Below are 19,299 nucleotides of genomic sequence, written 5' to 3' on the forward strand. Positions count from 1 at the left end.
CTCACCGCAGCTTCAGGGTCGACAGGCCAATCAGCACCAGCATCATGGTGATGACCCAGAAGCGCACGACCACTTGCGTTTCCTTCCAGCCGGAGAGCTCGAAATGGTGATGCAGCGGCGCCATGCGGAACAGGCGCCGGCCTTCGCCATAACGCTTCTTGGTGAACTTGAACCACGTCACCTGCAGCATCACCGAGACGGTCTCGGCCACGAAGATGCCGCCCATGATGAAGAGCACGATTTCCTGACGCACGATCACGGCGATGGTGCCCAGCGCACCGCCCAACGCCAGCGCGCCGACGTCACCCATGAACACCTGCGCCGGATGCGCGTTGAACCACAGGAAGGCAAGCCCCGCCCCGGCCATCGCCGAGCAGAAGATCAGCAGCTCACCTGCGCCCGGAATGTGCGGGAACAGCAGGTACTTGCTATAGACGGCGCTGCCCATCACGTAGGCAAACACGCCCAGCGCGCTACCCACCAGCACGACCGGCATGATGACCAGGCCATCGAGGCCATCGGTCAGGTTCACGGCATTGCTGGAACCGACGATCACGAGGTACGTCAGGATGATGAAACCGAACACGCCCAGCGGGTAGCTGATCTCTTTGAAGAACGGCACGATCAGGTGCGACTTGGCCGGCAGGTTCAGTGACAGACCGCTGCGCACCCAATCCATGAACAGCTCAAGCACGCGCATGTTGCTCGTCTCGGACACCGAGAACGCCAGGTATGCCGCCGCAAACAGGCCGATCACGGTCTGCCAGAAAAATTTCTCGCGCGAAGACATGCCCTTCGGATCACGGTGCACGACCTTGCGGTAGTCATCCACCCAACCGATCGCGCCGTAGCCGAGCGTCACAAGCAGCACGATCCAGATGAAGCGGTTGCCCCAGTCGGCCCACAGCAGCGTCGACACGGCAATGCCGATGAGCACCAGTACACCGCCCATGGTGGGCGTGCCGGCCTTGACCAGGTGCGTCTGCGGACCATAGCTGCGCACAGCCTGGCCGACTTTCAGTTCCGTCAGGCGACGGATCACAAACGGCCCGAACCCGAGGCCGATCACCAGCGCCGTGAGAGATGCCATCACGGCGCGGAACGTCAGATAGTTGAAGACGCGCAGGAAGCCGTAATCGTTCTGCAACCATTGCGCCAATGCCAATAACATGGGTTCTTGCTTCCCTTAATGCTGCTGTTGTGTGCTGGAACCGGCCGACAAATCCGCTACCGGGTCTTTCAAGACCAGCGCTTCCACAATGCGTTCCATCCGCATGAAGCGCGAGCCCTTCACCAATACCGTCGCGGCCGGCGCAATGGCGGGCACGCCGTGTTCAATCAAGTCCTCCGCCGACGCAAAATGCTGCGCCCCTGCGCCGAATGCGTCGACCGTGTGGCGCGCAAGCTCGCCGGTTGCCAGCACCGCGTCGATGCCGTGCTCGCGCGCATAAGCGCCGATTTCTTCGTGGAATGCCGGACCCTGCGTGCCAACCTCGCCCATGTCACCCAGCACCAAGCAGCGCGGCGCCGGCAGCGTGACGAGCGCGTCGATCGCCGCGCGCATCGAATCGGGGTTCGCGTTGTACGTGTCGTCGATGACGAGGCCGCCGTGCGCGCCCTGCTTGCGCTGCAGCCGCCCCTTGACCGGAGCGAAGTTGCCCAGCGCTTGTGCGATCACCTCCGGGGCAACACCGGCGGCCAGCGCGCATGCCGTTGCGGCCAGCGCATTGCGTGCGTTATGCAGACCCAGCAGCGGCAAGGTGATGACGAAGCGCTGGCCAGGGGCCTGCACATCGATGCGTTGACCGTCGGCGGTGTCCACCACCGTGCCCGTCACAGCCCCGGCCTCGATACCGAAATCGAGCACGCGGCGCGCACCGGCCGCGGCTTGCCACACCGGCGCATATTCGCCACCGTTGGCCGCATCACGCGGAAACACCGCCACGCCATCGGCCGGCAACGCGGCCAGCACGGCGGCGTGTTCTTCAGCCACCGCTTCCACGCTGACCATGAACTCTTGGTGCTCGCGCTGGGCGTTGTTGATCATCGCCACGGTGGGCTGGGCAATGGCAGCCAGTACAGCCGTCTCGCCCGGATGGTTCATGCCGAGTTCGAGCACGGCCAGCTTGTGTTGCGCGTTCAAGCGGAACAGCGTGAGCGGCAGGCCGATGTCGTTGTTGAAGTTGCCGGCGGTCGCCAGGCGGGCGTCTTCACCGACGGCCTGCGCGAAGATCGCCGAGATCATTTCCTTGACCGTCGTCTTGCCGTTGCTGCCCGTCACGGCAACGACCGGAATCGGGAACTGACGGCGCCAGCCGGCGGCAAGTTGACCCAGGCCGATGCGCGTATCGGCAACGGTCAGCACGGCCACCTTCGTCATATCCAGCGTGGCAGGCGGCGCGCGCGACACCAGCACGGCGGCAGCGCCACGCGCCACCACCTCGGGCAGGAAATCGTGCGCGTCGAAACGCTCGCCGATCAGCGCGACGAACAGGTCGCCGGGCTGCACTGCGCGGCTGTCGGTTGTCACGCGCAAAATGGCCGCGTCGGGGCCCGCCAGATGGGCGCCCGCCATCCAGGCAGCGGCGTCGGTGGCGTGCATCATCACGGTCGGGGCGATCATGCGTTCACCCCGCGGGCTGCAAGCGCCAGACGCACATGTTCCTGATCGGAGAATGGTCGCTTGCGACCAGCAATCTCCTGCGTCGATTCGTGCCCCTTGCCCGCCACGACGATCACGTCATGCGCATCGGCGTGTCGCACGGCATGCAGGATGGCGGCCGCACGGTCTTCGATCTGGGTGGCAGCGCGCGGGTTATCCATGCCGTCGGCGATCTCGTCGAGGATGTGCTGCGGATCTTCGCTGCGCGGGTTGTCGGAGGTCAGCACAACGTGCGGCGCCAACCGCTCGGCGATGGCGCCCATCTGCGGACGCTTGCCGGGGTCGCGGTCGCCGCCGCAGCCGAACACGGCCCACAGCTTGCCGCCGCGCGCTTCGGTAATCGGCGCGAGTGCGCACAGGGTCTGCTCCAGCGCGTCCGGCGTGTGGGCGTAATCGACCACCACCAACGGACCGTCTTCGCCGCCGAAACGCTCCATGCGGCCGCTCACGGGCTGCAGTTTTTCCAGGCGCGCGATGGCGTCCTGCCACGGCACGCCGGCCGCCAGCAGTGCGCCCAGCACACCGAGGAGATTCGATACGTTGAACAGGCCGACGGTAGGCGCATGGACGGTCGCGTGGCCAAAGCTGCCATCTACGTCGAATGTCGTTCCGGTGCGATGCGCGCGCACGTTGCTGGCGCGCAGCCATTGCTTGGCACCGTGCTGCGCAACGGCTTCGCCGTCGATGCCGTATTCGATGGTTTCGACATCGGCGCGGGCGTTCTGCAACAAGCGCACACCGGCCGCGTCGTCGCGGTTGATGACGGCTGCCCGCAGGCCCGGCCAGCCGAACAGGCGCGCCTTGGCGAGTTCGTACTCGGCCATCGTGCCGTGGTAGTCGAGGTGATCCTGCGTGAGGTTGGTGAACACCGCGATGTCAAAGCAGGTGCCATCGACGCGGCCTTGCTCCAGACCATGCGACGACACTTCCATGGCGATGGCGCGGGCACCTGCGCGGTGCAGATCGGCGAGGCTGTGCTGCAGCTGGATGGCATCCGGCGTGGTAAAGCCGGTAATGGCCAGCGCATCGACAAACCCAGTGCCAAGCGTACCCACCACTGCGCAACGCTGGCCGTGTTTGGTCAGCGCCTGCGCAATCCATTGCGAACACGAAGTCTTTCCGTTGGTGCCCGTCACGCCAATCACACGCAAGGCGTCCGGGCCCGGCACGCCGTACCACTGCGCCGCCAGCGGCCCGGCCAGTTCAGCCAGGCCGTCCACGGGCAGGATGCGCACGGGCGCGTCTGCGGGCATTGCGTAGCCATGGGCTTCGGCCAGCACGGCGGAAGCGCCAGCTTCGATCGCCTGCGGAATATGCGGACGGCCATCGCCACGCTGGCGCATATTTCCGAGCACGTAGGCGACGAACACATCGCCGGTCTTGAGCTTGCGCGTGTCGCTGGTGAGGTCGGCACCTGCCGGCGCCTGGGCGCGCAGCCAGCCCACCACGGGCGCAAGACGCGCGGCGATGGTCGGGCGGTCAGAAGTGGGCTTAGCTGTCATTGCAGCCCCCCTACCGGCTCTTCCGGCACGTCTGGGGTCATCACGAGCTGCCGCACCGGCGAATCCGGCGGCACGTTCAGCGCCCGCAGGGTGCCGCCCGCGATTTGAGAGAACACGGGGCCGGCCGCGCCGCCGCCATAGCGGTTACCCACGGTCGGCTCGTCCACGCTCACCGCCACGATGATGCGCGGGTTCGACATGGGCGCCAGACCAATAAACGAGGCGCGATACTTGGAGCGGTCATAGCCGCGCGCGGTGTGCTTCCACGCCGTGCCGGTCTTCCCGCCGACGCGGTAGCCCATCACCTGCGCCTGCGGTGCGGTGCCGCCGGGGGCCGTCACTGTCTCGAGCATCTGACGGACCTGCCGTGCCACCTCCGGCGAGATCACGCGCTCGCCCTGCGGCGGCTGGCCGTCGGTGCGGTACATCGTGATCGGAATCAGTTCGCCATCGTGCGCGAAGATGGTGTACGCATGTGCAATCTGGAACAGCGACACCGACAGGCCGTAGCCGTACGACATGGTCGCCTGCTCGATGCGGCGCCATTTGTTTGCCGGGCGCAGCCGCCCTGCCACCGCGCCCGGGAAGCCGATCTTCGGCGCCTGCCCCAAGCCAACGCTGGTGAACATGTCCCACATTTCCTGCGGCTTGAGCATCATCGCGATCTTGGTCGTGCCGATGTTGCTGGAGTGCTGGATCACCTGGGCGACCGTCAGCGTGCCGTAGTTGCCGGTATCGGAAATGGTCGCGCCTTCAAAGCTGTATTTGCCGTTGGTCTGCACCAGCGTGGTGGGCGTCACGCGCTTGAGCTGTAGAGCCAGGCTGATCGTGATCGGCTTCATCATCGAGCCGGGCTCGAAGGTGTCGGTGAGCACGCGATTGCGCAGTTGCTCGCCCGAGAGGCGGCTGCGGTCGTTCGGGTTGTAGGTCGGGTAGTTGGCGAGCGCCAGCACCTCGCCGGTCTGGGCATCCAGCACGATCGCACTGGCGGCCTTTGCGCGGGTACGCTCAATGGCGGCCTTCAACTCGTTGAAGGTCAGGTACTGGATCTTGGCGTCGATTGACAGCGTCTGATCATGCCCATCACGTGGGGCCTTGAGCACGCCAACGTCTTCCACCACGCGGCCCAGCCGATCCTTGATCACCTGACGCTGGCCGGCGGCACCCGCGAGGTCGGACTCACGCGCCAGCTCCATGCCTTCCTGGCCTTTGTCCTCGACGTTGGTGAACCCGACGATGTGCGCCATCGCCTCGCCTTCCGGGTAGAAGCGCTTGTACTCACGCGTCTGATAGATGCCTTCGATCTTCAGCGCGGCGATCTGGTCGGCCACCTCGGGCAGCACCTGGCGCTTGAGATACACGAAGCCCTTGTCTTCGCCCAGCTTGCCCGAAAGCTCCTTGTCGCTCATGCCGAGCAGCTTGCCGAGCTTCTTCATGTCTTCGCCAGGCACGTTGTTGGGCACGTCTTCGGGCACGGCCCAGATGGCCTTCACGGGCAGGCTCGTGGCCAGCACCAAGCCATTGCGATCGAGAATCTTGCCGCGCGTGGCCGGCAGCTCCAGCGTGCGCTGGAAGCGCTTCTTGCCCTCGGCCTCATAAAAGCGGTTGCCAGGACCTTGAATCCACAGCGCACGGCCGATCAGCGCCAGGAACGCTGCGAACATCAGGAACACGACCAGCTTCGAGCGCCACATCGGCAAGCGCAGGCCCAGCACCGGGCTGGCGGAGAACTGGCCCAGGCGCGCGCGCGCCGTGGTGCCGTTGGATTTGCGTGCGCCACTCATGGCTGTACTCCGGAAGCCGTGGGCGCGCTGGCCGCCGCCGAGGAAGCCCCGGAGGGCGTCCCTGCTGCCGGCAAATCGGCAAACCCCTGCAGATACTGTGTGCGCCCTGCTTGCGCGGGCGACATCTTCAATTGCTTGCTCGCGATGTCGGCAATGCGAGCGCTCTTGCCCAGCGCGCTCTGCTCATATTGCAGGCGCGACCAGTCCGTGTTGAGTTGCTTCTCTTCCGCCTGCGCGCGATCCAGCTCGACAAACAGTTGCCGTGCCTGATGTTGTGCGTTGACCAGCGACAGCGCGCACAGCACCAGCGCAGTCAGCAGGAACATGTTCAGGCGGTTCATGGCGTGCGTCTCCGTCGGCTCAGCAACGCTCGGCCACGCGCATGATGGCCGAGCGCGCACGCGGGTTGGCCGACACCTCGGCCTCCGACGGCTTCACGCGGCCAAGCAGGCGCAACTGCGGCGCCGGCAGCTCATGCGCACGCAGCGGCGCCCGACGCAGTTCCGGCGCGGCGGATTGCTCCGGGCGCGCCAGGGCCTGCATGAAGCGCTTGACGATGCGGTCTTCCAGCGAATGGAAGCTGATCACGACGAGACGTCCCCCCTGCTCCAGGCGTTCAAAGGCGGCCTTCAGACCGGTTTCGAGGTCCGCAAGCTCTTGATTGACGTGAATCCGTAAAGCTTGAAAGGTGCGGGTCGCAGGGTCTTGGCCCTTCTCGCGTGTTTTGACGGCTTGCGCCACGAGCGCGGCAAGCTCGGATGTGCGATCGAGAGGACCTCGATCCCCGGATTGGCTCCGGCGAGCAACAATCGCCTTTGCAATCTGTACAGCAAACCGTTCTTCCCCATAGTCCCGTATCACCCTCGCAATGTCGCGCTCATCAGCCTCGGCCAGCCATTGGGCTGCGGTGATGCCGCGCGTGGTGTCCATCCGCATGTCGAGCGGGCCATCCATCCGGAACGAGAAGCCACGTGCGCCTTCGTCGATCTGCGGCGAGCTGATGCCGAGATCGAGCAGCACGCCGGCCACCCGTTCAATGCCGCGCGCATCCAGAGCCGAGGCCATCTGCGCGAAGCTGTCATGCTCAATAGCGAAGCGGGCATCCTCTACGGTGCCCGCTTCGGTGATTGCTGCTGGGTCCTTGTCGAAGGCGACAAGTCTGCCGCCGGGCCCCAGCCGTTCCAGGATGAGCCGGCTGTGCCCGCCTCTCCCGAAGGTTCCATCGATATAGATGCCGTCGTCGCGCCAGATGAGCGCATCGACCGCTTCGTCTAAGAGCACCGTCTGATGGCGCAGTCCCGCACTGGCTTGGGTTGTCATCGAGCGTCATCAAAAGGAGAAATTCTTGAGGGCGTCGGGCATGCCTTGCGCCATGGCGGCTTGCTCCTTCGCGGTGTACGTAGCGGCGTCCCAGACTTCGAAGTGGCTGCCCATGCCGAGCAGCATCACGTCACGTTCAAGGGAGGCAGCCGTGCGCAGTTCTGGGGTGATGAGGACGCGGCCGGCGGTATCGAGTTCGACATCGGCGGCGCTGCCTAGAAAGATCCGTTTCCACCAGTGGGCTTCCATCGGCAGCGCAGCGATGCGCTCGCGAAAGCGTTCCCACTCGGGGCGCGGAAACAGCATGAGGCAACCGTCCGGGTGCTTGGTCACAGTCACCCGGCCTTCGGCCTGCAGCTGGAGCGCTTCGCGGTGCCGCGACGGAATGGACATCCGCCCTTTGGCATCCAGCGTCAGCGCCGACGCACCCTGGAACACGTTGGTTTCTCTCTCCGTGCGGCGACTTGATCGCCACTTACCTTGCCGTCAACTGGCCCCGAAAACGGCCTCTTTGAACCACAAAACCACACTTTCTGACACTGTTTCCCACTTTAGAGGAACGACTTTAGGCGGTCAAGGCTTGCGGAGGCCTGGGAGACGGAAAATTTGCAATCAGAACAATGACTTAGCGCACCCCGCCAGAGGAGTCATGTCACTTTTCCCAATCAAATGAAGGAGATAGCGTGGTTTATGTAGAAACCACGTGAGAGAACGGCGAGCGACAGCGCCCCGGTTCGAGGCGCAGACCGCAGGCGGCAGAGGTCGGGCGAATGGGGGAGCGTGCGCCGTGTCGTCGTCGGGCCGATCGACCCGCGCGACACGCGACACGCCCATCAGATGCGGTAGGCGGCGGTGGTCATGACGCGTGACGCGGCACGCATGGCTTGGCGGATCGGCGCAGGCAGATCAATGCCACCAGCCTGGCGCGCGTTGTCGCCGTGGCGGATTTCGTCGTCGCGCATCTGGGCAACGATGGCGCGCGAGCGGGTGTCCTGTTCGGGCAATGTATCGAGATGGCTGTCGAGGTGATGCTCGACCTGGCGCTCGGTCTCGGCGACGAAGCCAAGGCTGATCTTGTCGCCGAGGCGTCCGGCCACCGCGCCGATGGCGAAAGCGCCGGCATACCACAGCGGATTGAGCAGACTCGGGCGGTCGTTCAATTCCTGCAGGCGCTGGGCGCACCAGGCGAGATGGTCTTCTTCTTCACGCGCGGCTTCGTCGAGCTGGACCCGGATGGCCGGATCCCGGGCAAACAGCGCCTGCCCCTGGTACAGGGCCTGGGCGCAGACCTCGCCGACATGGTTCACGCGCATCAGGCCGGCAGCATGGCGGCGGTCGGCCTCGGAAAGCTTGGTCGCGTTGTCGGCCCTATCGGCAGAGGTGGACACGATAACGGCGTCAGCAGGGTTCGGTCGGCTGGCGCGGGTGACGCCTGCCACAGCGCGCAGGGCGCGGTCGAATTCGGGGATGAAGCGGTCGAGCATAGGTACGAGCACCGCCGACAATGGCGTGCGGCGCGATCGTCATTGTAAGGCCGACACCGAGCGGGACATTGCGTTCGATCAGAGCCCGGCCGACCAAACACTACTGTACGGGATAACCCTGTTGGCGCGCGGATCGCATCTAAATCCGCAAGGAATCGAGCATGCCCATCGGCGATCTATTTCAAAATCGGAAACAGCCTGTTGCCGGGATCAGACAGCAAACGCGCGTTTACGAACATTCGTTCGCAAATTTCGACCGAGCCCAGTACCGCGTTGCTACATTAGTCAGCGACTTCGTTTGAAAGTCATGGGGCGGGAAGACGGGAACGGAGGGTCTGCCTGCCACTGAACTCAAAATTAAAGATCTGGAGACCGACCGATGAAGAAATCGCTGCTGGCATTGGCAGTGCTGGGCACGTTTGCGGGTGTTGCGCAGGCTCAGTCGAGTGTGACGCTGTACGGCGTGGTCGACGCGAACGTCGAATACGTCAACCATGAGCAGGCCGTGACTGCGGCGGGGGTGGCCATTCCGGGCAGCAGCGGATCGCGCCTTGCGATGCAGGCGGGCGGCCTGTCTTCAAACCGCTGGGGCTTGCGTGGCGTTGAAGACATCGGCGGCGGGCTCAAGGGCCTGTTCGTGCTGGAATCGGGCTTCGGCATGGACACCGGCACGCTGCAGCAAGGTGGCCGTCTGTTCGGCCGGCAGGCGTTTGTGGGCCTGCAGGGCAACTGGGGCAAGATCACGCTGGGTCGTCAGTACACGACGATCTTCGACATGATGGCGAACTTCTCGCCGAGCGGTTATGCCACGCAGTGGGAGCCGGTGGTCGGCCTGCTGGGTGCGAACTTCCGCGAAGACAACATGATCAAGTATGGCGCTGCATTCGGTCCGCTGACGGTCGAAGCCCACTGGGCGTTCGGCGAGCGTACGGGCAGCAACACGGCCAACTCGGCCTACGGCGCCGGCGCGAACTACTTCGCTGGCCCGTTTGGCTTGGGCGTCGCGTATGACGAAGTGAAGGTGCTGACGGCCGCAGAAGCGCTGGGTCTGTCGGGCGGCAACGAATATGCCCGCGACAAGCGCGCTGCCATTGCAGCCAGCTACACCACGGGCCCCGTCAAGGTGATGGCAGGCTTCCGCTATGGCAACACCGAAGCGCCCTCCAGCGGCGCCACTGCAGCACTGACGCCGCACCGCGACGACCTGTACTGGCTGGGTGTGAACTACCAGGCCACCCCGGCACTGGGCCTGACGCTGTCGTACTACTACGACAACATCAAGGAAGCGACCATCGGCGGCGCCACGATCAACCCGCGCAACCCGCAGCAGTGGAACTTCATTGCCGATTACAACTTCTCGAAGCGTACCGACGTGTACCTGACGGCAGCGTATTCGCGCAATGGTTCGCTGAACTGGGATTCGATCGGCTACGCGACCAACCCGGCAACGGGTGCACAAACGTCGGTGGGCTATCTGCCGGCTGCATCGCAGACGTACTTCATCACACCGAACTCGGATAACCAGGTTGGTGTGGCAGTGGGTGTGCGCCACAAGTTCTGACGCACGCTTTGGTTTTTGCCCGCCGCCCCTCTCCTTGGCGGGCGCAGAAAGGCACCTTCGGGTGCCTTTTTGCATGGCCGCGCGCTATGCTCCTGCGACCGAGCCCGCCGCCGGCCAGCAGAACATCGGCACAACAACGAGCGGCACTTCATAACGACAACAACGCCAACCTAACCGGAGACCCGCATGTCCTCTTCGACATCTCCAACCATGGCGCCCGCCGCCCCCGGCGCGGCCGCCGACGCCAGCCGCTCGCGCATCGTCTTTGCGAGCTTCATCGGCACGGCCATCGAGTTCTACGATTTCTATGTCTACGCGACAGCCGCGGCACTGGTCATTGGGCCGGTGTTCTTTCCGCATGGCTCTGCCGCCGCACAAGCGCTGTCGGCGTTCGTCACATTCGGCATCGCCTTTATTGCGCGGCCAATCGGCTCGTTCCTGTTCGGCCACTTTGGCGATCGCATCGGGCGCAAGTCGACGCTGGTGGCGTCGCTGCTGGTGATGGGCATTTCGACCACGCTGATCGGGCTGGTGCCGGGGTACGACAGCATCGGCACCCTTGCACCGATCCTGCTGTGTGTGCTGCGCTTTGGCCAGGGCATTGGCTTGGGCGGTGAATGGGGCGGCGCGGCGCTGCTGGCAACTGAGAATGCACCGGCCGGCAAACGCGCCTGGTTCGGCATGTTTCCTCAGCTCGGCCCGTCGGTCGGATTCCTGGCATCGAACGGCCTCTTCTTCGGACTGGCGATCGCACTGTCGGACGAGCAGTTCCGCAGTTGGGGCTGGCGCGTGCCGTTCCTGGTCAGCGCAGTGCTCGTAGCGCTGGGCCTGTATGTGCGATTGAAGATCGCCGAGACCCCGGCCTTCCAAGCCGCCATCGACCGGCAGGAGCGCGTGAAGGTGCCGGTCGCCACGCTGCTGGCGCACCACTGGTGGCCGACGCTGCTGGGTGCGCTGGCCATGGTGGTCTGCTACACCTTGTTCTATATCTCGACGGTGTTCTCGCTGTCGTACGGCGTGGGCACGCTGCATTTCTCGCGCCCGAGCTTCCTGGGGCTGCTGTGCCTGGCGGTGGTGTTCATGGGGCTGGCGACGCCGCTGTCGGCGTGGGCGTCGGACCGCTTCGGGCGCAAGCCGGTGCTTATGGTCGGCATCATCGCGGCCATCCTGTCGGGCTTTACGATGGCGCCACTGCTGGGTAGTGGGCAGACGCCGCTGGTGGCGCTGTTCCTCATCATCGAGTTGTTCCTGATGGGCGTGACCTTCGCGCCGATGGGCGCGCTGCTGCCAGAACTGTTTCCGACCAACGTGCGCTACACAGGCGCCGGCGTGTCGTACAACCTGGGCGGCATTCTGGGCGCGTCGATTGCGCCGTATATCGCGCAGAAGCTGGCCGAGCAAGGCGGCCTGAGCTGGGTAGGCATGTATGTGTCGGCCGCCGCGGTAGTCAGCCTGATCGGCGTGCTGTGCATGCGCGAGACGCGCGATACCCGGCTGATGTAAGGACCCCGCATCGCAACGCGCTTAATCCCACGAGTGGCGGCCCGAGCGACCACGCTTGACGTCGCCACGCGCGCGCTTGCCTTCCAGACGGCGCGTCTTGGAAGCGCGCGTAGGCTTGGTGGCGATGCGCGACTTCGGCACCGAAAGCCCCGTCGCAATGAATGCGGCCAGACGTTCACGGGCGTCCTGGCGATTGCGGTCCTGCGTGCGAAACCGTTGCGCATCGATCACAATCACGCCTTCATCGGTCAAGCGCCGGTCGCGCTTTCCCAACAGGCGAGTCCGCAATGCCTCCGGCAACGACGGCGATTGGGCGATGTCAAAGCGCAACTCCACCGCCGTCGATACCTTGTTGATGTTTTGCCCCCCCGCCCCGCTTGCGCGCACAAAGCGCTCGACCAGCTCGGACTCCGGAATGGACAATTGGGGAGTGATTTTGAGATCGGTGCCGGGCATTGGGGCATTGTAGGAAGAACCGGGTTTTTCTGGAGATCAGCGCATGTATCACGGAGAACGTTTCAACGGCTTCAGCCACCTGGCCGGAGCCATCCTTGCCGCCGGGGGTATGGCCGTTCTGGTAACGTCATCCGCACTGCACCACGACGCGTGGAAGGTCGTTAGCTCCGTGGTGTACGGCACCACGCTCGTCCTGCTCTACACAATTTCCACGCTGTATCACAGCCTGCGCGGCCCCGCCAAAAGCATCTTCCAGCGGCTGGACTATTGCGCCATCTACCTGTTGATCGCCGGTAGCTACACACCGTTTGCGCTAGTGACGCTGCGCGGCCCCTGGGGCTGGGCGCTGTTCGGCATCAACTGGGCGCTGGCAGCCATCGGCATTGCACAGGAACTCTGGATCGGCCACCGCACGCGCCTGTTCTCACTGCTGATTTACGTGGTGATGGGCTGGCTGGTGCTGATTGCCATGGGGCCACTGGCGGCCGCGTTGCCTGCGCCGGGCCTGTGGTGGCTGGTAGCGGGCGGCGCGCTTTATACGGCTGGCATCGGCTTCTTTCTCTTTGACGAGAAGGTGCGGCACTTCCACGGCATCTGGCATCTGTTTGTGCTGGCAGGCAGCGCTTGTCAGTTCGTCAGCATCCTCCTGTACGTGGGCTGACCGGCCCCGCCTTCCTAGTACCGGACTAAAGAAAAAGCCGCGACGAATCGCGGCTTTTTCTTTGCGGCTACGCAGACTCAGGCACGCTTCTTCATCGCCTCGTCGCGCAGTTCGCGGCGCAGGATCTTGCCGACGTTGGTCTTCGGCAGCTCGTTGCGGAACTCGATGAACTTCGGGCGCTTGTAGCCGGTGAGCTGTTCCTTACAGAACTCCTGCAGCTTCTGCTCCGTGAGCGTCGGATCGCGGCGCACCACGAACAGCTTCACCACTTCGCCGGAATGCACGTCGGGCACGCCCACGGCGGCCACTTCCAGCACGCCCGGGCACATCGCCACCACGCCTTCGATCTCGTTCGGGTACACGTTGAAGCCCGACACCAGGATCATGTCCTTCTTGCGATCGACGATCTTGGTGTAACCGCGCTCGTCCATCACGCCCACGTCGCCGGTCTTGAAGAAACCGTCGGCGTACATGACCTTGGCGGTCTCGTCCGGGCGCTTCCAGTAACCGGCCATGACCTGCGGGCCGCGGATGCAGATTTCGCCCGGCTGGCCGATCGGCTGATCGCGGCCTTCGTCGTCGCGAATGGCGATTTCAGTGCCCGGAATCGGCAACCCCACGGTGCCCGAAAACTTGTCGGTATCGGTCGGGTTGCAAATGGCCGACGGCGAGGTTTCCGACAGACCATAGCCTTCGATGATCGGGCAGCCGGTCACTTCGAGCCACTTCTTGGCAACAGCTTCCTGCACCGCCATGCCGCCGCCGTTGGCCACGCGCAGGTTCGAGCAGTCGACATCCTTGAACTCGGGGTTGTTCAGCAGCGCGTTGTACAGCGTGTTCACGGCCGGGAACATGTGGAAGCGGTACTGCTTGAGCACCTTGATGAAGCCGGGGATGTCGCGCGGGTTCGGAATCAACACCGCCAGCCCGCCCTTGCGCATCGACAGCAGACAGCACACCGTCAGCGCGAAGATGTGATACAGCGGCAGCGCGGTGATCGTGATGATCTCTTCGTCGGGGGCCAGCATGCGGCCGTCGCGGCCGGGCTTGGTGAGCGCCGGGTTCATCCAGGCTTCGGACTGGAGCACGTTGGCGACGATGTTCCGATGCAGCAGCGTCGCGCCCTTCGATACGCCGGTCGTCCCACCCGTGTATTGCAGGAAGGCCACGTCGTCGGGGCCCACGGAGGTGGGCTTGAGCGTCTGCTTGGCGCCCGCTTGCAGCGCGGTGTTGAAGCGGATGCAGCTGGGCAGTTCCCACGCCGGCACCATCTTCTTGACGCTGCGCACGACGAAATTGACCAGCATGCCCTTGAGCCCGCCAAGCATGTCGCCCATGCTGGCCACCACGATGTGCTTGATCGGTGTATTGGGCAGCACCTGCTGCAGCGTCGTCGCGAAGTTCTCCAGGATGATGATGGCTTCCGCGCCGCTGTCCTTGAGCTGGTGTTCCAGTTCGCGCGGGGTATAGAGCGGATTGACGTTGACGACCACATAGCCGGCGCGCAGCACGGCGGCCAGCGCCACCGGGTACTGCAGCACGTTCGGCATCATCAGCGCGACGCGCGCGCCCGGTGCCAGACCGCGCGATTGCAGCCACGCCGCCAGTTGGCGCGAAAGCGTATCCAGCTCGCCGTAGGTCAGCACCTTGCCCATGCATTCAAATGCACGGCGGTTGCGGTTCTTCTGGAAAGAATCCTCAAGCAGATGGGCCAGCGATCGATACTGCGATGCATCGATCTCGGCCGGCACCCCAGCGGGGTACTGCTTCAGCCACGGCTTATCCATGGGTGTGTCTCCTGGCGATTGTCGATTTTTTCGAATGGTCGTTCGTTTTTTTCGGCATCCTACGCGGATGTCTGTGTCAAAACAATAACTTAGACAGTTCCCTCAGCCGGTCCAGGCTGCTTGAAACTGGTGCGGAAAACGATCTTGGCATCACTTTTGCGTGATGCCCTCCGACTTGGCCATCGCCGCAGGCGCGAGCACCCGCAGTGCTACCTCGCGCTGTTGTTTCGATTCGCTCGCCATGGCTTTGACGTCGGCATAGAAGCGCGCCCAGTCGCCACCGTCGCGGTGGTATAGCGCCGTGAACGCCGGCACCCATTCCAGGTAGCTCGCGACTGCCCCCAGATGCGCGTTCGACAGCGGCTGCGCAAACCAGCGGTCGTAACCGGTATAACCGCCCCAGCTTGCTTTGAGCTTGGCGTAATCGGCCTGCAGGCTCGCGAAGATGGCGCGTTTTCCGGAGCGCTTCTCATCGTCCGAGACGGGGCTCGCATACAGCGCCTCGAGCCGGTTGCGGTACGCCAGCAGCAGGGCGCGGAATTGTACGCGCCGGGCGTCGTACGTGGCGTATTCCGCGCGAATTTCCGGCGTGGCAGCATCGGCCAGCCAGCGTTCGACGCCAATGGTTTCCACCGTGGTGGCAAACGATTCGTTGAACGCCGTATCGCCCTTTGCGTAGACGACCTGATGCGCCAGCTCATGAAAAATCAGCCGCGCCAGCTCGCCCTCGGGCAGGCCGACGAAGGTATTGAGCAGCGGGTCGTCGAAATAACCCAGTGTGGAATACGCAGGAATGCCGGCCACATCCACGTCCAGGCCTTGGGCGCGCAAGGTATCGGCGTAGGCCATGGCGGCGTTGCGGTCGTAATACCCGCGATAGGTCACGCAGCCGACGACGAGGAAACACCATTCCTTGAGCTTGACCGACAGCTCGGGCGCGGCAAATACGTTCCATACCGCAAAGGGGCGCTTGAGATTGGCGTAGACGCGATAGCTGCCGTTGTCAGGCAAGCCCAGCTCGCGCGAGGCATAGATGCGAATGCTGCGCGCATCTTCCAGGCGCTTGGCGAGCTTGTCGTTGTGGGCCTGCCGCGCGTTGTCGATGGCTTGGTCGATCGACTCCCGCTGCGCCATCAGCGAAAGATGTCCGCTGACCGACTGATAGTAATAGCCGACCGTGTCGCAGCCGGCCAGCAAGGCCGAACCGGCAAGCGACAGCGCAAGGCACAGCGCGCGGGCGGCACGCATGACGGCCCCGTCAGGCGGCCTGTGCCAACGGCGCGACCTCGACCAGGCAATCATAGAAGGTAGGCGCACGCCCCATGTCGGTCAGCCGCTGGCTGGTCAGCTCGTTCGCGTTGGTGCCATCGGGCGCGAGCTTCTTCCACCAGATCGACAGGCCGACGACCACGCCGCGCCGCGCACGGTCGGTCACGCGGGCGCGCGCCTGCATGGTGCCGCGATCGTTGAAGATGCGGACCAGTTCGCCATCGACGACACCGCGTGCCTTTGCATCGTCGGGGTGGATGTCGAGATGCGGCTCGCCTTCGGTGTTGCGCAGGCTGTCGACGTTGACGAAAGTGGAGTTCAGGAAGTTGCGCGCCGGCGGCGAGATCATCGACAGCGGATAGCGCTTGGCCAGCTCTGGCGTGCTGATGGCCGACTCATGCGGCGGCACATAGCCGGGAAGCGGGTCGAGTCCGTCTTTGGCCATCTGTTCGGAATAGAACTCGCAGCGGCCGGACGGCGTGCGATAGCCGCCACGTGCCAGCGGCGCGGCCGGGTGCGCCAGCTTCTGCCAACCCTCACGCTTGAGCGTGGCCCAGTCGATGTGCGCGGCGGCCGGGTCGTCACGGCGCACGGCCTGGGCGGCGATGTCGTCGTCGGAATCGGCAAAACACGCATCCGTGAGGCCCATGCGCTGCGCAATACGGCGGAAGATCTCCGTGTTCGGCAGCGACTGGCCCATCGGCGCAATGGCAGCATTGTTAGCCAGCACGTAGGTGTGGCCATAAGCCTTGTGCACATCGACGTGTTCGAGCTGCGTGGTCGCGGGCAGCAGGATGTCGGCGTAGTCGGCCGTGTCGGTCTGGAAATGCTCCAGCACCACGGTGAAGAGATCTTCGCGTGCAAATCCGGCGGCGACCTTGCGCGAGTCCGGCGCCACCGCCACGGGGTTGCTGTTGTAGACGACCACCGCCTCGACCTTCGGCCCGAACGACGCATCGCCCGCATGCAGCAGCGCATCGCCGATGGTGCTCATGTTGATCGTGCGCGGCATGCGGGGCCACGTCGGCAGCAAGTCAGGGCGCTGCAGCTTCGCGTTGTCGATGGGGAAGAAACCGGACGTCGACAGTTGCAGGCCACCCGCCGCATCGCGCCACGCGCCCACCAGCGACGGCAGGCATGCGACCGCGCGCACGCCCTGCCCGCCGCCATGCGCGCGCTGCATGCCGTAATTCAGGCGAATGGCCGCCGGCTGCTTGTCACGCACGACGGTCGTGCCGTACAGCTTGGCGAGCCACTCGATATCCGCCGCGTCCACCCCGCACAGCGTGGCCGCATATTCCGGCGTGTATTGCTGCGCGCGTTCACGCAGCGCATCGAAGCCCAGCGTATGGTTGGCGATGTACTCGTGGTCGAGCAGGTCATCACGGATCAACACGTGGATCATCGCCAGCGCAAGCGCCGCATCGGTACCGGGGCGCACCGCCAGATGGCGATGGCACTTCTCGGCCGTCAGCGAGCGATACGGGTCGATGGCGACGAGTGTGGCGCCGCGCCGTTTGGCTTCTTGCGCGCGTGTCCAGAAATGCAGGTTCGACGCGATCGGATTGGCGCCCCAGATCAGGATCAGCTTGGCGTCCTGCACGTGCTCGATGTCCATGCCGAGGCTAGCGCCGTAGGTGTAGCGCAGCGCCGTCGCGCCGGCCGATGCGCAGATCGTGCGATCGAGCAGCGATGCCCCGAGCTTATGGAAGAAGCGCGCAGCCATGCTCTCGCCCTGCACTAGGCCCATCGTGCCGGCATAGCTGTACGGAAGGATGGCCTCCGGATTGCGCGCAGCAATGTCGCCCAGGCGTGTGGCGATGGTGTCGATGGCCTCGTCCCACGAAATCGGTTCGAACTTGCCCTCGCCCTTGGCGCCCACGCGCTTCATCGGCGTCAGCAGGCGGTTCGGGTGGTACGTGCGCTCTGCATACCGATTGACCTTGGTGCACAGCACGCCGGCCGTCGTCGGGTGGTCCGGATCGCCCTGCACGCGGGTGGCGCGGCCGTCCTCGACGGTGACGAGCAAGGCGCAGGTGTCGGGGCAGTCGTGCGGGCAGGCGGCACGGATGACTTGGGTGGACATCAAGGGGCTCCGGATTGGGTGGCGGCTGGCGCATGTTGGTGTCATCGCCCAGCCGCAGGTATCCGGAAATTGTAATCGCCTGCTAGGGGCTTCGCAGCGGTGTGGAGCCGCGCGTGACGAGTCGCCCCGTGAGCAGCACGCGACGCGTCGGCAAGGCCGGCTGGGCGAGGCGGTCCTGCAGCATTGCCATGGCCATGCGGCCAATGTCGTAGACCGGCTGTTCGATCACGGTGATGCCCGGGCCGGCGAGTTCCGTCCAAGGCTCGTTGTCAAAGCCCGCCACGGCGATGTCGCGAGGCACGTCCAGCGAAAGCTTGCGCAACGCACGCAGCACGCCAAGCAGCGATTGCGCGTTACTCGCAACCAGCGCGTCGGGCCGCTCACGTTGTGCGCCGGACAGCCATGCCAGCGTCTCGGCCTCCGCCGCCTCGGCAGTGGGCAGGATGAAGCGTGCCTCCAGCGTCATGCCGTGGCGCGCCAGCGCCGTCGCAAATCCGGCCTGGCGTTCAGCGCCCGTGCTACTTGTCCGCCCGAACAAGCCGCCGATACGCCGGTAGCCTTGCGCAGCGAGATGCTCAGCCAGCGCTTGCGCGGCCTGCTGGTTGTCGAGGACCACAGCATCGGTCCCACAGGCCGGGCCCGCACGGTCGATCAGCACGACCGGATAGCCGAGATGCACCGGTTGCTGCGCTTCGGCAATGCCGCGCGTCGGCGAGAGGATCACGCCGGTCACGCGCTCCTCCTCCATCAGACGCAGGTACATCGCCTCCTTCTCAGGGTCTTCGTCGGAATTGCAAAGGATGACGCGCAGGCCGGCGGCGTAGGCCGCGTCTTCCACCGCCCGGCTGACGCTGGTGAAGAACGGGTTGCGGATGTCGGACACGATCAGCCCGACGGTCTGCGCCTGCTGCGAGCGCAGCCGCCGCGCCGACAGGTTCGGCCGATACCCGGACGCTGCCACCGCCGCATCGACGCGCCGGCGCAGTTCTGCGCTCACGGGGCCGCCGGCAAGCGCGCGTGACACCGTTGCCACCGACACCCCCGCTGCCGCCGCTACGTCCTTGATTCGAACCGTCATATTGAAATCGTTTCCAAAGAATGCGTCATCATAGCGAATGACCGCCTTGCCTCCAATGTTCCAACCTCCTAGGGAAACCCCGTAAATACTGGAATAGCCGTCACTTTGTGCCGCGCCGCACATTGACACTCGCACTGTAATCGATT

Annotated in this window: 16 protein-coding genes; 3 read left to right on the forward strand and 13 right to left on the reverse strand. The window is 64.7% G+C overall.

Annotation, left to right across the window (positions count from 1 at the left end; all coding sequences use genetic code 11):
* Nucleotide 1: 1 nt before the first annotated feature.
* The 8 genes from mraY to coq7 form a co-directional block, all read right to left on the reverse strand.
* The gene (mraY, locus tag ACCD03_RS18245; protein WP_024979185.1) at nt 2–1,171 is read right to left on the reverse strand and encodes a phospho-N-acetylmuramoyl-pentapeptide-transferase; all 1,170 of its coding nucleotides are present in this window, start codon (nt 1,169–1,171) and stop codon (nt 2–4) included.
* A gap of 15 nt (nt 1,172–1,186) precedes the next feature.
* On the reverse strand, nt 1,187–2,623 hold the full coding sequence (locus ACCD03_RS18250) for a UDP-N-acetylmuramoyl-tripeptide--D-alanyl-D-alanine ligase (RefSeq protein ID WP_413412472.1): 1,437 nt from the start codon (nt 2,621–2,623) through the stop codon (nt 1,187–1,189).
* Entirely contained in the window at nt 2,620–4,164 is a 1,545-nt protein-coding gene (locus tag ACCD03_RS18255) for a UDP-N-acetylmuramoyl-L-alanyl-D-glutamate--2,6-diaminopimelate ligase (protein WP_413412473.1), read from the reverse strand. The genes ACCD03_RS18250 and ACCD03_RS18255 overlap by 4 nt, the downstream gene beginning before the upstream one ends.
* Complete coding sequence (locus ACCD03_RS18260; RefSeq protein ID WP_253542966.1) at nt 4,161–5,948, reverse strand: peptidoglycan D,D-transpeptidase FtsI family protein; 1,788 nt, start codon at nt 5,946–5,948, stop codon at nt 4,161–4,163. The genes ACCD03_RS18255 and ACCD03_RS18260 overlap by 4 nt, the downstream gene beginning before the upstream one ends.
* On the reverse strand, nt 5,945–6,289 hold the full coding sequence (gene ftsL / locus ACCD03_RS18265; protein ID WP_045204757.1) for a cell division protein FtsL: 345 nt from the start codon (nt 6,287–6,289) through the stop codon (nt 5,945–5,947). The genes ACCD03_RS18260 and ftsL overlap by 4 nt, the downstream gene beginning before the upstream one ends.
* Before the next feature lie 19 nt (nt 6,290–6,308).
* The gene (rsmH, locus tag ACCD03_RS18270) at nt 6,309–7,268 is read right to left on the reverse strand and encodes a 16S rRNA (cytosine(1402)-N(4))-methyltransferase RsmH (protein ID WP_045204756.1); all 960 of its coding nucleotides are present in this window, start codon (nt 7,266–7,268) and stop codon (nt 6,309–6,311) included.
* Nucleotides 7,269–7,277: 9 nt separating this feature from the next.
* Nucleotides 7,278–7,706, reverse strand: coding sequence for a division/cell wall cluster transcriptional repressor MraZ (gene mraZ, locus ACCD03_RS18275; protein WP_024979191.1), 429 nt, complete (start codon nt 7,704–7,706; stop codon nt 7,278–7,280).
* A gap of 395 nt (nt 7,707–8,101) precedes the next feature.
* Nucleotides 8,102–8,752, reverse strand: a complete 651-nt coding sequence (gene coq7 / locus ACCD03_RS18280) for a 2-polyprenyl-3-methyl-6-methoxy-1,4-benzoquinone monooxygenase (RefSeq protein WP_413412474.1) — start codon at nt 8,750–8,752, stop codon at nt 8,102–8,104.
* A 379-nt stretch (nt 8,753–9,131) separates the two neighbouring features.
* Between coq7 and ACCD03_RS18285 the strand changes: the two genes are divergently transcribed.
* Entirely contained in the window at nt 9,132–10,313 is a 1,182-nt protein-coding gene (locus ACCD03_RS18285; protein ID WP_045204754.1) for a porin, read from the forward strand.
* A gap of 186 nt (nt 10,314–10,499) precedes the next feature.
* Nucleotides 10,500–11,816: an MFS transporter gene (locus ACCD03_RS18290; RefSeq protein WP_413412475.1), complete on the forward strand. Its 1,317-nt coding sequence runs from the start codon at nt 10,500–10,502 to the stop codon at nt 11,814–11,816.
* Nucleotides 11,817–11,837: 21 nt separating this feature from the next.
* On the opposite strand, the gene arfB is transcribed toward ACCD03_RS18290, so the two are convergent.
* A complete protein-coding gene (gene arfB / locus ACCD03_RS18295; RefSeq protein ID WP_413412476.1) occupies nt 11,838–12,272 on the reverse strand; it encodes an alternative ribosome rescue aminoacyl-tRNA hydrolase ArfB in 435 nt (144 codons plus the stop codon).
* 43 nt (nt 12,273–12,315) lie between these two features.
* Here arfB and trhA point away from each other — a divergent pair, with 43 nt between their 5' ends.
* Nucleotides 12,316–12,933, forward strand: a complete 618-nt coding sequence (trhA, locus tag ACCD03_RS18300) for a PAQR family membrane homeostasis protein TrhA (RefSeq protein ID WP_045204752.1) — start codon at nt 12,316–12,318, stop codon at nt 12,931–12,933.
* A gap of 77 nt (nt 12,934–13,010) precedes the next feature.
* Here trhA and ACCD03_RS18305 read toward each other — a convergent pair whose 3' ends face one another.
* The 4 genes from ACCD03_RS18305 to ACCD03_RS18320 all read right to left on the reverse strand — a co-directional run bounded on the left by ACCD03_RS18305 (nt 13,011) and on the right by ACCD03_RS18320 (nt 19,153).
* On the reverse strand, nt 13,011–14,720 hold the full coding sequence (locus tag ACCD03_RS18305) for a long-chain fatty acid--CoA ligase (RefSeq protein WP_325649676.1): 1,710 nt from the start codon (nt 14,718–14,720) through the stop codon (nt 13,011–13,013).
* A 150-nt stretch (nt 14,721–14,870) separates the two neighbouring features.
* Complete coding sequence (locus ACCD03_RS18310) at nt 14,871–15,968, reverse strand: aminopeptidase (protein WP_325649678.1); 1,098 nt, start codon at nt 15,966–15,968, stop codon at nt 14,871–14,873.
* 10 nt (nt 15,969–15,978) lie between these two features.
* Nucleotides 15,979–18,075, reverse strand: coding sequence for a molybdopterin oxidoreductase family protein (locus tag ACCD03_RS18315; RefSeq protein ID WP_325649680.1), 2,097 nt, complete (start codon nt 18,073–18,075; stop codon nt 15,979–15,981).
* Between the two features lie 82 nt (nt 18,076–18,157).
* Nucleotides 18,158–19,153 (reverse strand): LacI family DNA-binding transcriptional regulator, encoded by a 996-nt coding sequence (locus tag ACCD03_RS18320; protein WP_325649681.1) that lies wholly within the window; start codon nt 19,151–19,153, stop codon nt 18,158–18,160.
* Between the last annotated feature and the right edge of the window lie 146 nt (nt 19,154–19,299).

Origin of the sequence: Ralstonia sp. Ralssp135 (assembly GCF_047304345.1) — a bacterium.
Taxonomy (GTDB): domain Bacteria; phylum Pseudomonadota; class Gammaproteobacteria; order Burkholderiales; family Burkholderiaceae; genus Ralstonia; species Ralstonia chuxiongensis.